Raw genomic sequence first — 13,376 nt, 5'->3', positions numbered from 1 at the left:
GTCTCCTGTCCGCATGCCGGACGGGTTCTTCATATTTTTTTGACACTCTCGCGGGCCGGCCCGCCGCGGACACGGCGGCGGGAGGGGCGCCGCGCCGGCCTCAGAGGCGCTCGCGGACCCGCTTGGCCAGCTGCGCCGCGGCCTCTCCCGGGTCGTCCGCCTCGGTGATCGCGCGGACCACGACGACCCGGCGGGCGCCCGCGTCGAGCACCTCGCCGAGATTGCCGGCGTCGATGCCGCCGATGGCGAACCAGGGGCGCGCGGTGCCCAGGGCCGCCGCGTGGCGGACCAGGGACAGGCCGGGGGCGTGGCGGCCCGGCTTGGTGGGGGTCGGCCAGCAGGGGCCGGTGCAGAAGTAGTCCACGCCGGGCTCGGCGGCCGCGGCGTCCACCTCGGCCTCGGCGTGCGTCGACCGGCCGATCAGCACCTCCTCGCCGAGGATCGCGCGGGCGGCGGGCACCGGCAGGTCGCCCTGGCCGAGGTGCAGGACGCCGGAACCGGCGGCATGGGCGACGTCCGCCCGGTCGTTGACCGCGAAGAGCTTGCCGTGCCGGCGGGCGGCCTCGGCGAAGACGGCGAGGTGCTCCAGCTCCTCGCCGGCCTCCGTGCCCTTGTCGCGGAGCTGGATGATGTCGACGCCGCCGGCGAGGACCGCGTCGAGGAACTCCGGCAGGTCGCCCTGACGCTTGCGGGCGTCGGTGCACAGGTAGAGCCGGGCGTCGGCGAGGAGCTCGCGGGCGGTGGCGGACATCGGGTGGTTCCCCCCGGGTCGGGGGGGGGGGGGGGGGGGGGGGGGGGCGGCCCCCGCCCGTGCACCGGACGGTTCTTACGGGCTCTGACGGGCGCGGTCACCCGCGCCCGGTACTGCGGCTGAGACTTCCTGTCGGCCTGTCGGCTCAGACGGCGAGCGCCTGGGCGCGCCGCTTCACCTCCGTGCCGCGGTTCTCCCGCAGCGCGTCGGCCGGGGTGCCCGGCAGGGTGTCGTCGGCGGTGAAGAGCCACTCCAGCATTTCCTCGTCGCTGAAGCCGTCGTCCCGCAGCAGCGTCAGGGTGCCTGCCAGGCCCTTGACGACCTTGCCCTCGCCGATGAAGGCGGCGGGCACCATGAGCACCCGGTTCTCGCCCCGGCGGACGGCGATCAGCTGGCCCTCCTTCACCAGCTGCCGCACGCGCGTCACCTCCACGCCGAGCTTCTCGGCGATGTCGGGGAGGTTGAGCCAGGCGGGAACAAGCGCGTCGATCTTTGCGTCAATCTCGGTCACAGGACAAGCCTGCCATCTGGCGCTGACAGCCGGTAGCCGGGTTGACCCGACCCGGGCGCGTCACGGTGCCGCGGGCGGCGTGACGCGCCCGTCAGAGCACGGCGGACTTCAGCGGCACGGACGCGTCGGCGGCCTTCGCCCGGTCGAGGACGGCGCCCTTCTCGATGAGCTTGCGGCCCTGGGCCAGGTCCCGGGGCCGGCCGACGGCCAGCAGGGCCACCAGGGCCCCGTCGCGCAGCCAGCACACGCTCCAGGCGGCGCTCGACGGGTCGCCGCGCCACAGCAGTTCGTCGGCACCGGCGTGGTGGCCCGCGTACTGCACGAACCGCCCGAACTGCTCGGACCAGAAGTACGGCACCGGGTCGTAGACCGGCCCCTCGGCCGGGCCGAGCGCGATGTTCGCGGCGACGGTCCGCGGACCCTGCATGGCGTTGTCCCAGTGGTGCACGAGCAGCCGCTCGCCGTAGCGGGCGGACGGGAACGACGCGCAGTCACCGACCGCGTAGACGCCGGGGAGCGAGGCGCGCAGCCGCTCGTCGGCGACGACGGCCCGGTCCTCGCCGAGCTCGATGCCGGAGCCCTCCAGCCAGCCGGTCGCGGGCCGCGCGCCGATGCCGACGACCACGGCGCCGGCCGGCAGCCGGGTGCCGTCGGCGAGCACGACCGCGCCGGGCTCGACGGTGCTCACGCGCGCGCCGAGCATCAGCCGGGCGCCGCTCTCGGCGTACCAGGGGGCCATGCGGTCGGCGACCTCGGCGGGCATGGCGCCGGCGAGCACGCGGTCCGCGGCCTCGACCACGGTCACCTCGCAGCCCGCCTCCCGGGCGGCCGTCGCGACCTCGGCGCCGATCCAGCCCGCGCCGACGGCGACGACGTCGTGCTGGGCGGCCAGCACCGGCCGCAGCCGCACGGCGTCGTCCAGGGTGCGCAGCAGGTGGACGTCGGACAGTCCCTCGCAGCCGGGCAGCCGGACCGGCTCGGCGCCGGTGGCGATGACCAGGACGTCGTACGGGACGGGCCCGGCCGCGGTGTCCAGCAGGCGCTCGGCGGCGCGCAGGCCGGTGGCCTCGCGCCCGAGCTGCAGGTCTATCCCGAGCGAGGCGAAGTCCACCTCGAACGCGGAACCCTCGGCCTTGCCGAGCAGGACGGCCTTGGAGAGCGGCGGCCTGTCGTACGGCGGGTGCGGCTCGGCGCCCAGCACGGTCACGGTGCCGGTCCAGCCGTACTCGCGCAGGGCGACGGCGGTCTGCACGCCCGCCATCCCGGCACCCACGATGACGACGCTCCGCTCACTGGCGGCAAGTGCTTCTTCCCGGTGCTCGCTCACCCGATCACTGTAGGGCGGGGGCGGCGGGGACCGGCGCGCGGGCACCGCCGCGTCGCCGGCCGACAGGCCCTCGCCCGGGCATCGCGGGGCGTACTAGGGTGACCGGTACAACGCACTCGCGGGAGCCCGGACGACCGGGCTGAGAGGGAGGCTGACCGGCCTCCGACCGTACGAACCTGATCCGGGTCATGCCGGCGAAGGGAGGGGCTGGACGCCTCATGGACGCGTCTACCACCACATCGGACACATCGGGCCGCGCTCCGGCCGTGCCCGCCTGCGACGTCCTCGTCGTGGGCGGCGGCCTGATCGGCCTCGTCACCGCCTGGCGCGCGGCACAGCGCGGGCTGCGCACCGCCGTCGCCGACCCCGCGCCGGGCGGCGGCGCCGCACAGGTCGCCGCGGGCATGCTGGCCGCGGTGACCGAACTGCACTACGGAGAAGAGGCGCTGCTCGCCCTCAACCTGGCCTCCGCGCAGCGCTATCCGGGCTTCACGGCCGAGCTGGAGGAGGCGAGCGGCGTCGCCACCGGCTACCGCGCGTGCGGCACGCTGGCCGTCGCCCTCGACGCCGACGACCGGGAGCACCTGCGCGAACTGCACGCCCTGCAGCAGCGCTGCGGCCTGGACGCGCAGTGGCTCACGGGCCGCGAGTGCCGCCGTCTGGAGCCGATGCTCGCGCCCGGCGTACGCGGGGGGCTGCGCGTCGACGGGGACCACCAGACCGATCCCCGCAGGCTCGCGCGTGCGCTGCTCACGGCCTGCGAGCGGGCCGGGGTGGCCTTCCACCGCGCCGGGGCCGTACGGCTGCTGCTCGCCGGGGACCGGGCCGCGGGCGCGGAGCTCGCCGACGGGCGCCGCGTCCCCGCCGGACAGGTCGTGCTCGCCGCGGGCAGCCGCAGCGGCACGCTCGCGGGCGTCCCCGCCGACGTCCTGCCGCCCGTGCGGCCCGTCAAGGGCCAGGTGCTGCGGCTGCGCGTCCCGGACGCGTACGCGCCCTTCCTCTCCCGCACCGTGCGGGCGGTCGTCCGCGGCGGCCCGGTGTACCTCGTGCCGCGCGAGAACGGCGAGCTGGTCCTGGGCGCGACCACCGAGGAGCTCGGCTGGGACACCACGGTCACCGCCGGCGGCGTCTACGAACTGCTGCGCGACGCCCACGAGCTGGTGCCCGGCATCACCGAACTGCCCCTGGTGGAGACCTCCGCCGGGCTGCGCCCCGGCTCCCCCGACAACGCCCCCCTGCTCGGCCCGACCGCCCTGCCCGGCCTGCACGCCGCCACCGGACACCACCGCAACGGCGTCCTGCTCGCCCCGCTGACCGGCGACGTCATGGCCGAGGTGCTGACCACGGGGCGCCTCCCCGAGGAGGCCCGCCCCTTCTCCCCCCGACGCTTCTCGAACCCGCTCCAGGAGCTGCCCGCATGAACCCCACCGACCCCACCGACACGCCCGCGGCCCACATGGGCATCAGCGTCAACGGCGAGCACCGCGAGGTGCCCCACGGCCTGACCCTCGGCAGTCTGGTGGCGAGCATGACCACCGCGCCCGGCGGGGTGGCCGCCGCGGTCAACGAGACCGTCGTGCCGCGTGGCCAGTGGCCCGCCACGCGGCTCGGCGCCGGCGACCGCGTCGAGGTCCTCACCGCAGTGCAGGGAGGCTGATCAGCCCTGATGGCCGACGACCTGCTCACCATCGCCGACACCTCCTTCAGCTCCCGGCTGATCATGGGCACCGGCGGCGCGCCCAGCCTCGACGTCATGGAGCGCGCGCTCCTCGCCTCCGGCACCGAGCTGACCACCGTGGCGATGCGCCGCCTCGACGCGAGCGTCCGCGGCTCCGTGCTCTCCGTCCTGCAGAAGCACTCCATCCGGGTGCTGCCGAACACGGCCGGCTGCTACACGGCCGGCGAGGCCGTCCTCACGGCCCGGCTGGCCCGCGAGGCGCTCGGCACGGACTGGGTCAAGCTGGAGGTGATCGCCGACGAGCGCACGCTGCTGCCCGACCCGATCGAGCTGCTCGACGCCGCGGAGATACTCGTCGACGACGGCTTCACCGTGCTGCCGTACACCAACGACGACCCGGTCCTCGCCCGCAAGCTGGAGGACGTCGGCTGCGCCGCGATCATGCCGCTGGGCTCGCCCATCGGCTCCGGCCTCGGCATCCGCAACCCGCACAACTTCCAGCTGATCACCGAGCGGGCCGGGGTGCCCGTGATCCTCGACGCGGGCGCCGGCACGGCCTCCGACGCGGCGCTGGCCATGGAGCTGGGCTGCGCCGCGGTCATGCTCGCCTCGGCGGTGACCCGCGCCCAGGAGCCCGTGCTGATGGCGGAGGCGATGCGGCACGCCGTGGAGGCGGGGCGGCTGGCGCACCGGGCGGGGCGGATACCGCGGCGGCACTTCGCCGAGGCGTCTTCTCCTGCGGAGGGCTTGGCGCGACTGGATCCGGAGCGTCCGGCGTTCGGCGCGTAGCAGGGCCCTGCTCTCACCCTTTTAGACTCGTCGCGTGGATACGACGCTAGGGGACCCGCTGGTCGGGCACACGCTCGACGGCCGCTACCGGGTGGAGGCCCGCATCGCCGTGGGCGGCATGGCCACGGTCTACCGTGCCCTCGACACCCGGCTCGACCGGGTGCTCGCGGTCAAGGTGATGCACCCCGCCCTCGCCTCGGACACGGCCTTCGTGGAGCGCTTCATCCGCGAGGCCAAATCCGTCGCGCGCCTGGACCACCCCAATGTGGTGGGCGTCTACGACCAGGGCACCGACGGCCCGTACGTCTATCTGGCGATGGAGTACGTGCCCGGGTGCACGCTGCGCGACGTGCTGCGCGAGCGCGGGGCCCTGCAGCCCCGCGCCGCCCTCGACATCCTGGAGCCGGTGCTGGCCGCGCTCGGCGCGGCCCACCTCGCGGGGCTGGTGCACCGCGACATGAAGCCCGAGAACGTCCTCATCGGGGACGACGGCCGTGTGAAGGTCGCCGACTTCGGGCTCGTACGGGCCGTGGACACCGACACCACCGCCTCCACCGGCTCCGTCCTGGGCACGGTGTCCTACCTCGCCCCCGAGCAGCTGGAGCACGGCACCGCGGATCCGCGCGTGGACGTCTACGCGTGCGGCGTCGTCCTCTACGAGATGCTGACGGGCGCCAAGCCGCACACCGGCGGCACCCCGGCCCAGGTCCTCTACCAGCACCTGCACGCGGACGTCCCGGCGCCGTCGGCGGCCGTGCCGGGGCTGGCCGCCGGGCTGGACGGGCTCGTCGCCGGGGCGGCGTCCCGCGATCCGCAGCTGCGCCCGGCCGACGCGGTCGCCCTGCTCGGCCTGGCCCGCACGGTGCGCGAGGGGCTGAGCGACGAGGAGCTGGACGCGCTGCCGCCGCAGGCGCTCACCGACGCCGCCACCGGCCGCCGCACGGCGGGCCCCGAGGACCGGACGAGCGTGCTGCCCCGGCCCGCGGCCCGGCCGCTGCCCGCGGAGGACGGCGAGCAGCAGCTGAACCGGACGACGCGCCTTCCGCAGCCGCCCGCGCCCCCGGCGCCGCCGGCTCCTCCGGCGGGCCCGGGCGGCCGGTTCCGGCAGGTGCCGCGGCGCGGGGTCATCGCCGTGGTGGCGGCCCTGCTGGCCGTGCTGATCGGCACCGGCGTCTGGTACATCAACTCGGGCCAGTTCACGACCGTCCCCGCCATCCTGGACATGACCCGGGAGAAGGCGGAGAAGACGCTGGACGACGCGGGGCTCGGGGTGCGCACGAAGGAGGACTTCAGCGACACCGTCGAGCGCGGCCACGTCATCGCGGCCGACCCCGAGCCCGGCAAGCGCATCCGCAACACCGGCAAGGTGACGATCACCCTGTCGCGCGGGCCCGCACGGGCCGAGGTGCCCAACGTCGCCGGCATGCCCTTCGACGAGGCGAAGAAGAAGATCGAGGACGCGGGGCTGACCGTGGGCGAGGTCGGCAAGCAGTTCAGCACCGAGACCCCGCAGGGCTCCGTGCTGGCCACCGACCCGAAGCCGGGCGAGCAGCGCCGGCCGGAGGCGCCGGTCGCGCTGACCGTCAGCAAGGGCGCCCCCCTGGACGTGCCGGACGTACGGGGCATGTCCGTCGACGCCGCGACGGCCGCCCTGCGCGACAAGGGCTTCGACGCCAAGGTGTCGGACACCCAGGTGTTCTCCGACCGCGCCAAGGGCGCCGTGGCCGAGCAGTCCCCCGGCACGGGCGACAAGGCCGCCAAGGGCGACACCGTGACCCTCACCGTCTCCAAGGGCAAGGAGATGGTGCCGGTCCCGGACGTCACCGGCAGGAGCGAGGCCGACGCCAAGCGGCTGCTGACCGACGCGGGCTTCAAGGTGAAGGTCGACAAGCCGTTCTTCTTCCCGCAGGACTCCGTGGACAGCCAGTCGGTCAAGGGCGGCGAGCAGGCCGCCAAGGGCGACACGATCACCATCAAGCTCAAGGGCGGTCTGTAGCGGTGGCGGCGGTGGAGGAGCCGACCGCGGGGCGGCTGCGCAACCCCGTGGGCGGCCACGTGCCGGTGGCGGGCGGGCTGGCCAAGGTGGGCCTCGCCTACGCGCGCGAGATGGGCGCGGAGACCCTGCAGGTCTTCGTCGCCAACCCGCGCGGCTGGGCGACCCCGGAGGGCAATCCGCGCCAGGACGAGGAGTTCCGCGCCGCGTGCGCGGAGGAGTCCCTGCCGGTGTGGGTGCACGCCCCCTATCTGATCAACTTCGGCTCGCACACCGGGGCGACGGTCGAGCTGTCCGCGGAGTCGATGCGGCACTCGCTGCGCCGCGGGCGGGCCATCGGCGCGCGGGGCGTGGTCGTGCACACGGGCTCGGCGACGGGCGGGCGGCCGCGCCGCGCGGCCCTGGAGCAGGTCCACGAGCGGTTGCTGCCGCTGCTGGACGAGCTGACCCACGACGACGACCCCTGGCTGCTGCTGGAGCCCACGGCGGGCCAGGGCTCCTCGCTGTGCTCGCTCGTGGAAGACCTCGGCCCGTACTTCGAGGCGCTGGAGCACCACCCGAAGCTGGGCGTGTGCCTGGACACCTGCCACGTCTTCGCGGCCGGCCACGACCTCGCCGAGCCGGGCGGCATGAAGCGCACGCTCGACGAGCTGGTCTCCGTGACCGGCGAGGGGCGGCTGAAGCTGATCCACGCCAACGACTCGAAGGCCGCCGTGGGCGCGCACCTGGACCGGCACGAGAACATCGGGGCCGGCCGCATCGGCGCCGACCCGTTCGGGGAGCTCTTCCGCCACCCGGCGACGGCCGGCGTGCCGCTGACGATCGAGACGCCGGGCGGCCCCACGGGCCACGCCGCGGACGTGGCCCGCCTGAAGGAACTGCGCGACGGCGTGCTCTAGCGGGCCGCGGGGCCTACAGCTCGGGGCCCTCGCCGGGCTGTTCCTGGTAGGAGTAGCGCTGTTCGCGCCAGGGGTCACCGATGTTGTGGTAGCCCCGCTCCTCCCAGAAGCCGCGCCGGTCGGCGGTCATGTACTCCACGCCGCGCACCCATTTGGGCCCCTTCCACGCGTACAGGTGCGGCACGACGAGGCGGACGGGGAAGCCGTGCTCGGCGGTGAGCTGCTCACCGTCCTTGTGCGTGGCGAACATCGTCTGCGCGGCGGCGAAGTCGGCCAGCCGCAGGTTCGAGCTGAAGCCGTACTCGGCCCACACCATCACATGGGTGACCCCGGGCGCGGGCGGCGCGAGTTCGAGCACCGTACGGGCCGAGACGCCGCCCCATTCGGCGCCGAGCACGCTGTACTTCGTGACGCAGTGCAGGTCGGCCACCACCGTCGTGTACGGCAGGGCGGTGAACTCGTCGTGCGTCCAGCAGTGCTTGTCGCCGTCGGCGGTCGAGCCGAAGACCCGGAACTCCCAGCGTTCCGGCCTGAACCTCGGCACCGGGCCGTAGTGCGTCACCGGCCAGCCGCGCTGAAGTCGCTGCCCCGGCGGCAGCTGGGGGAGCTCCCCTTTGCGGCTTTCGGTGTTTTTCGAGGGCCCCATGCCCCCATGGTGTCAGACCTTTCGGAGCGCCGTTGACCAGGGGTTCCTCTATACGGACAACTCCCACTAAGTGTGCACTTACTGGACGGTCCCCAAGGGCGGTGCGAGGATGCGCGCAACCTGCCAGTCACCCCTGCTTGGAAGGAGCCTCTGCGATGCAGGGCGACCCCGAGGTCATCGAGTTCCTGAATGAACAGCTGACTGCCGAGCTGACCGCGATCAATCAGTACTTCCTGCACGCGAAGCTGCAGGAGCACCACGGCTGGACGAAGATCGCGGCACATACGCGCGCCGAGTCGTTCGACGAGATGCGGCACGCGGAGACCCTCACCGACCGGATCATCTTCCTGGAGGGCCTGCCCAACTACCAGCGGCTCTTCCACGTCCGGATCGGCCAGACGATCACCGAGATGTTCCAGGCCGACCGGCAGGTGGAGGTCGAGGCCATCGACCGCCTGCGGCGGGGGGTGGAGGTCATGCGGGCCAAGGGCGACATCACCTCGGCCAACATCTTCGAGGCGATCCTCGCGGACGAGGAGGACCACATCGACTACCTGGACACCCAGCTGGAGCTGATCGAGAAGCTGGGCGAGCCGCTGTACATCGCGCAGTTCATCGAGCAGGAGAACGGCGGGGCGGACTGAGCCCCGCGGGAGCCGCTAGGCCGCCTGGGGCTGCGGCAGTGCGGTTATGTCGGCGCTGAGCACGCCGGGCTCCCCCTGGTCGGCCAGCTCGCGGCGCGGGCACGCGCCGCGGCCGAGCAGTGCCTGGATGCGGCGCACGCAGCTGCCGCACTCGGTGCCCGCCTTGCAGGCGGAGGCTATCTGCCGGGGCGTGCACGCGCCCTTGCCCGCGTGCTCACGCACCTGCTGCTCCGTGATGCCGAAGCACGAGCAGACGTACACGCGGTTCACCGCCCAGCCGGATTGATCAATAAGGTAACCCTAACCTTACCCGGCGCGGTGGCGGAAAAACAACGCAATGGGGCGCGGATCACTCGATCCGCGCCCCATTGACCGTTCCGTCTCACCGGCTCCTACTGGTCGCGGTACATCTCCGCGACGAGGAAGGCCAGGTCCAGCGACTGGCTGCGGTTCAGGCGGGGGTCGCACGCCGTCTCGTAGCGCTGGTGCAGGTCGTCGACGAAGATCTCGTCGCCGCCGCCCACGCACTCGGTGACGTCGTCACCGGTGAGCTCGACGTGGATGCCGCCCGGGTGGGTGCCGAGGCTCTTGTGGACCTCGAAGAAGCCCTTGACCTCGTCCAGCACGTCGTCGAAGCGGCGGGTCTTGTGGCCCGAGGCCGCCTCGAAGGTGTTGCCGTGCATCGGGTCGCAGATCCACGCCACCTGGGCGCCGGAGGCGGTGACCTTCTCCACCAGCTCGGGGAGGTGGTCACGGATCTTGCCCGCGCCCATGCGGGTGATGAACGTGAGCCGGCCCGGCTCGCGCTCCGGGTCGAGCCGCTCGATCAGGGTGAGGGCGTCCTCGGCCGTCGTGGTCGGGCCGAGCTTCACCCCGATGGGGTTGCGGATCCGGGAGGCGAACTCGATGTGCGCGCCGTCCAGCTGGCGGGTGCGCTCACCGATCCAGACCATGTGGCCGGAGACGTCGTACAGGTTCCCGGTGCGGGAGTCGGTACGGGTCAGGGCCGACTCGTAGTCGAGGATCAAGGCCTCGTGCGAGGAGTAGAACTCGACCGTCTTGAACTCCTCCGGGTCCGTCCCGCAGGCGTTCATGAAGTTCAGCGCGCGGTCGATCTCGCGGGCCAGGGCCTCGTAGCGCTGCCCGGACGGGGAGGACTTCACGAAGTCCTGGTTCCAGGCGTGCACCTGCCGCAGGTCGGCGTAGCCACCGGTGGTGAAGGCGCGCACCAGGTTCAGCGTGGCCGAGGAGGCGTGGTACATCCGCTTCAGCCGCTGCGGGTCCGGCGTGCGGGCCTCGGCGGTGAAGGCGAAGCCGTTGACGGAGTCGCCGCGGTAGGTCGGCAGGGTCACGCCGTCGCGGGTCTCGGTCGGCTTCGAGCGCGGCTTGCTGTACTGGCCGGCGATCCGGCCGACCTTGACGACGGGCACCTGGCCCGCGTAGGTCAGCACGGCGCCCATCTGGAGCAGCGTCTTGAGCTTGTTGCGGATCTGGTCGGCGCCGACGGCGTCGAAGGCCTCGGCGCAGTCGCCGCCCTGGAGCAGGAACGCCTCTCCACGGGCGACCGCTCCCAGGCGCTGGCGCAGCTGGTCGCACTCGCCCGCGAAGACGAGGGGCGGATAGGACTCGAGCTCGGCGATCACATCGCGCAGAGCCTCTTGGTCCGGCCATTCGGGCTGCTGCGCCGCGGGAAGGGAGCGCCAGGTGTTGCCACCGGCGTGGATTTCAGCGTTCACGGTCACGCTCCAACCCTACGGGGTCGCGGCTGCTGTCCCGGCCGCCGGACCGCACTTTGAGACACGCGCCGAGACGAGGGGTGCGGCACGACCAGGGCGCCACGCGCCCGCCGCATGCCCCGGAAGCTCCTGTTCCGACAGGCTGACGCCGTCCGCTACCCGCCGGTAGCGCCGGTGGGTCGGGTAGGGTGCCCAGCATGTTCGCGCAGCAGACCCGTAACTGGTGGTGGACCGCTCAACCGGCGGCCCACTGATCGCGCGTACACGGAACGCATCGCGAAGGCCGCCCGAGGGGCGGCCTTCCGCGTTTCCCGGGCCGTTCCTCCCTCACCGGAAGGAACCCCCATGACCAGCGTCACCGCACCGGCCGCCGGCACCGCCGCCCTGCTCGCCCGGCTGACCGGCCCCGGCTGCCCGCCCTTCGCCCTCCTCCACCGCCGCACGCCAGGCCTCCCTCGCGGCGCCGGGGACGGGCCGGGCGTCCCCGGCGGCACCGTCGAGCTGCTCCTCGGCCCCGTCGGGGAAGCCGGCCGCCTCGCCGACATCCCCCTGCCCGCCGGCCGGCCCGGCGGGGGCCGCCCCGTCCACGACGCCCTCGCCCTCGTGCCCTTCCGGCAGATCCGCGAGCGCGGCTTCGACGTCCGCGACGACGGCACGCCCCTGCTCGTCCTGCGCCCGCAGGAGACCCACGAGCTGCCCCTCGACGAGGTGACCGCCGCGCTGCCGTCCCACGCCGTACGGGTCGAGGGCGGCGCGTTCGACGTGAGCGACGACGCCTACGCGGACATCGTGCGGCGCGTCATCGAGGACGAGATCGGCACCGGCGAGGGAGCCAACTTCGTCATCCGGCGGACCTTCGAGGGCGAGATCCACGGCTTCACGCCCGCCGACGCCCTGGCCCTCTTCCGGCGGCTGCTGGCCGGCGAGCGCGGCGCCTACTGGACGTACGTCGTGCACACCGGCGAGCGCACCCTCGTCGGCGCCAGCCCGGAGGTGCACGTGCGCATGTCCGGCGGGACCGTCGTCATGAACCCCATCAGCGGCACCTACCGCTACCCCGCCTCCGGCCCCGCCAAGGACGGCCTGCTGGCCTTCCTCCACGACCGCAAGGAGGTCGAGGAGCTGTCCATGGTGGTGGACGAGGAGCTGAAGATGATGTGCACCGTCGGCGACATGGGCGGCGTCGTCGTCGGCCCGCGGCTCAAGGAGATGGCCCACCTCGCCCACACCGAGTACGAGCTGCGCGGGCGCTCCTCCCTGGACGTGCGCGACGTGCTCCGCGAGACCATGTTCGCCGCCACCGTCACCGGCTCCCCCGTGCAGAACGCCTGCCGCGTCATCGAGCGCCACGAGCCCGGCGGGCGCGGCTACTACTCGGGCGCCCTCGCCCTCATCGGCCGTGACGCCGGCGGCGCCCGGACCCTGGACTCGCCCATCCTCATCCGCACCGCCGACATCGACCGCCGCGGCCGGCTGCGCGTCGGGGTCGGCGCCACGCTCGTGCGCCGCTCCGACCCGCACGCCGAGGTCGCCGAGACCCACGCCAAGGCGGCGGGCGTCCTCGCCGCCCTCGGCGTCAGCGCCCCGCGGGCTCCCCGGCCCGCGGGGCCGCCCGCCCGGCTCGCCGACGACCCGCAGGTGCGCGCCGCGCTCGACGCCCGCCGCGCCGGCCTCGCCCCCTTCTGGCTGCGCATGCGGTCCGCGGACACCGTCCCGGCCGCCGGGCTGACCGGCCATGCCCTCGTGATCGACGGCGAGGACACCTTCACGGCCATGCTGGCCCACCTGCTGCGCACGTCCGGCCTGCGGGTGACCGTGCGGCGCTACGACGAGCCCGGCCTCCGCGAAGCCGCCCTGACCCACGAGGGACCCGTCGTCCTGGGCCCCGGCCCCGGCAACCCCGCGGACGCGTCCGACCCCAAGATGCGGCTGCTCCGCGGCCTGGCGGCGGAGCTCCTGCGCGGCCACCGGCACGGCCTGCTCGGCGTGTGCCTGGGGCACGAGCTGCTCGCGGCAGAGCTGGGACTGGAGATCGTCCGCAAGGACGTGCCGTTCCAGGGCGCGCAGGAGCGGATCGACTTCTTCGGGCGGCCCGAGACGGTGGGGTTCTACAACACGTTCACGGCGCGGTGCACCGCGTCCGCAGAGGCGGAGCCGGCGATGCACCGGGTGGAGCTGAGCCGGGATCCCGTGAGCGGGGACGTGCACGCCCTGCGGGGGCCCGGATTCGCCGGCGTCCAATTCCACCCGGAGTCGGTCCTGACCCTGGACGGGGCCACGATCGTGGCGGAGCTGCTGGCGAGCGTGCTGGTGTGACGCAAGGCGCCGGGACGCGGAGGGGGGGGGTGGGGGGGGGGGGCGGGACGGCCCCCCCCCCCCCCCCGCCCGCCGGGGGGGCCCCC

At 74.0% G+C, this 13,376-nt stretch carries 14 protein-coding genes and 1 riboswitch; of the genes, 8 read left to right on the top strand and 6 right to left on the bottom strand.

The window, feature by feature from the left end:
- Positions 1 to 100: 100 nt before the first annotated feature.
- The 3 genes from thiE to ACOTKD_RS06365 form a co-directional block, all read right to left on the bottom strand.
- Positions 101 to 751, bottom strand: coding sequence for a thiamine phosphate synthase (thiE, locus tag ACOTKD_RS06375; protein ID WP_424887862.1), 651 nt, complete (start codon positions 749 to 751; stop codon positions 101 to 103).
- 145 nt (positions 752 to 896) lie between these two features.
- A complete protein-coding gene (locus tag ACOTKD_RS06370) occupies positions 897 to 1,262 on the bottom strand; it encodes an Rv2175c family DNA-binding protein (protein ID WP_120754242.1) in 366 nt (121 codons plus the stop codon).
- Positions 1,263 to 1,353: 91 nt separating this feature from the next.
- Positions 1,354 to 2,523, bottom strand: coding sequence for an NAD(P)/FAD-dependent oxidoreductase (locus tag ACOTKD_RS06365; RefSeq protein ID WP_424887987.1), 1,170 nt, complete (start codon positions 2,521 to 2,523; stop codon positions 1,354 to 1,356).
- A 174-nt stretch (positions 2,524 to 2,697) separates the two neighbouring features.
- Positions 2,698 to 2,809: riboswitch (TPP riboswitch) on the top strand.
- On the opposite strand from ACOTKD_RS06365, the gene thiO reads away from it, so the two are divergent.
- The 5 genes from thiO to ACOTKD_RS06340 all read left to right on the top strand — a co-directional run bounded on the left by thiO (position 2,808) and on the right by ACOTKD_RS06340 (position 7,948).
- On the top strand, positions 2,808 to 4,010 hold the full coding sequence (gene thiO / locus ACOTKD_RS06360) for a glycine oxidase ThiO (protein WP_424887861.1): 1,203 nt from the start codon (positions 2,808 to 2,810) through the stop codon (positions 4,008 to 4,010). Its footprint overlaps the riboswitch before it by 2 nt.
- A gap of 35 nt (positions 4,011 to 4,045) precedes the next feature.
- A complete protein-coding gene (gene thiS, locus ACOTKD_RS06355; RefSeq protein ID WP_424887986.1) occupies positions 4,046 to 4,246 on the top strand; it encodes a sulfur carrier protein ThiS in 201 nt (66 codons plus the stop codon).
- Between the two features lie 9 nt (positions 4,247 to 4,255).
- Positions 4,256 to 5,056 (top strand): thiazole synthase, encoded by an 801-nt coding sequence (locus ACOTKD_RS06350; RefSeq protein ID WP_424887860.1) that lies wholly within the window; start codon positions 4,256 to 4,258, stop codon positions 5,054 to 5,056.
- 34 nt (positions 5,057 to 5,090) lie between these two features.
- Positions 5,091 to 7,052, top strand: coding sequence for a Stk1 family PASTA domain-containing Ser/Thr kinase (gene pknB / locus ACOTKD_RS06345; RefSeq protein ID WP_424887859.1), 1,962 nt, complete (start codon positions 5,091 to 5,093; stop codon positions 7,050 to 7,052).
- An 11-nt stretch (positions 7,053 to 7,063) separates the two neighbouring features.
- Complete coding sequence (locus tag ACOTKD_RS06340) at positions 7,064 to 7,948, top strand: deoxyribonuclease IV (protein ID WP_424887858.1); 885 nt, start codon at positions 7,064 to 7,066, stop codon at positions 7,946 to 7,948.
- Between the two features lie 13 nt (positions 7,949 to 7,961).
- On the opposite strand, the gene ACOTKD_RS06335 is transcribed toward ACOTKD_RS06340, so the two are convergent.
- Positions 7,962 to 8,594: a sulfite oxidase-like oxidoreductase gene (locus tag ACOTKD_RS06335; protein WP_424887857.1), complete on the bottom strand. Its 633-nt coding sequence runs from the start codon at positions 8,592 to 8,594 to the stop codon at positions 7,962 to 7,964.
- A 155-nt stretch (positions 8,595 to 8,749) separates the two neighbouring features.
- On the opposite strand from ACOTKD_RS06335, the gene bfr reads away from it, so the two are divergent.
- Positions 8,750 to 9,238, top strand: coding sequence for a bacterioferritin (bfr, locus tag ACOTKD_RS06330; protein WP_424887856.1), 489 nt, complete (start codon positions 8,750 to 8,752; stop codon positions 9,236 to 9,238).
- Between the two features lie 15 nt (positions 9,239 to 9,253).
- Here the strand turns inward: bfr and ACOTKD_RS06325 are convergent, their stop codons facing one another.
- Both ACOTKD_RS06325 and ACOTKD_RS06320 read right to left on the bottom strand, forming a co-directional pair.
- Positions 9,254 to 9,508 (bottom strand): (2Fe-2S)-binding protein, encoded by a 255-nt coding sequence (locus ACOTKD_RS06325; protein WP_424887855.1) that lies wholly within the window; start codon positions 9,506 to 9,508, stop codon positions 9,254 to 9,256.
- 122 nt (positions 9,509 to 9,630) lie between these two features.
- Positions 9,631 to 10,980 (bottom strand): class II 3-deoxy-7-phosphoheptulonate synthase, encoded by a 1,350-nt coding sequence (locus ACOTKD_RS06320; protein ID WP_030364676.1) that lies wholly within the window; start codon positions 10,978 to 10,980, stop codon positions 9,631 to 9,633.
- A gap of 191 nt (positions 10,981 to 11,171) precedes the next feature.
- Here ACOTKD_RS06320 and ACOTKD_RS06315 point away from each other — a divergent pair, with 191 nt between their 5' ends.
- Positions 11,172 to 11,228, top strand: coding sequence for a trp operon leader peptide (locus tag ACOTKD_RS06315; RefSeq protein ID WP_359097210.1), 57 nt, complete (start codon positions 11,172 to 11,174; stop codon positions 11,226 to 11,228).
- 91 nt (positions 11,229 to 11,319) lie between these two features.
- Entirely contained in the window at positions 11,320 to 13,290 is a 1,971-nt protein-coding gene (locus tag ACOTKD_RS06310; protein ID WP_424887854.1) for an anthranilate synthase family protein, read from the top strand.
- The last annotated feature ends 86 nt before the right edge of the window (positions 13,291 to 13,376 follow it).

The sequence above is a fragment of the Streptomyces sp. XH2 genome, assembly GCF_049725035.1.
In the GTDB taxonomy this organism is placed as follows: Bacteria; Actinomycetota; Actinomycetes; order Streptomycetales; family Streptomycetaceae; genus Streptomyces; species Streptomyces roseoverticillatus.
The sequence above is the reverse complement of the archived record's forward strand: the minus strand, read 5'-3'. Positions and strand labels throughout refer to the sequence as shown.

Excerpts from the sequence above, each read along its gene's own strand:
- thiE (WP_424887862.1), bottom strand. The coding sequence starts at position 751 with ATGTCCGCCACCGCCCGCGAGCTCCTCGCCGACGCCCGGCTCTACCTG.
- ACOTKD_RS06365 (WP_424887987.1), bottom strand. The coding sequence starts at position 2,523 with ATGGCGGGCGTGCAGACCGCCGTCGCCCTGCGCGAGTACGGCTGGACC.
- thiO (WP_424887861.1), top strand. The coding sequence starts at position 2,808 with ATGGACGCGTCTACCACCACATCGGACACATCGGGCCGCGCTCCGGCC.
- thiS (WP_424887986.1), top strand. The coding sequence starts at position 4,046 with ATGGGCATCAGCGTCAACGGCGAGCACCGCGAGGTGCCCCACGGCCTG.
- ACOTKD_RS06350 (WP_424887860.1), top strand. The coding sequence starts at position 4,256 with ATGGCCGACGACCTGCTCACCATCGCCGACACCTCCTTCAGCTCCCGG.
- ACOTKD_RS06335 (WP_424887857.1), bottom strand. The coding sequence starts at position 8,594 with ATGGGGCCCTCGAAAAACACCGAAAGCCGCAAAGGGGAGCTCCCCCAG.
- bfr (WP_424887856.1), top strand. The coding sequence starts at position 8,750 with ATGCAGGGCGACCCCGAGGTCATCGAGTTCCTGAATGAACAGCTGACT.
- ACOTKD_RS06310 (WP_424887854.1), top strand. The coding sequence starts at position 11,320 with ATGACCAGCGTCACCGCACCGGCCGCCGGCACCGCCGCCCTGCTCGCC.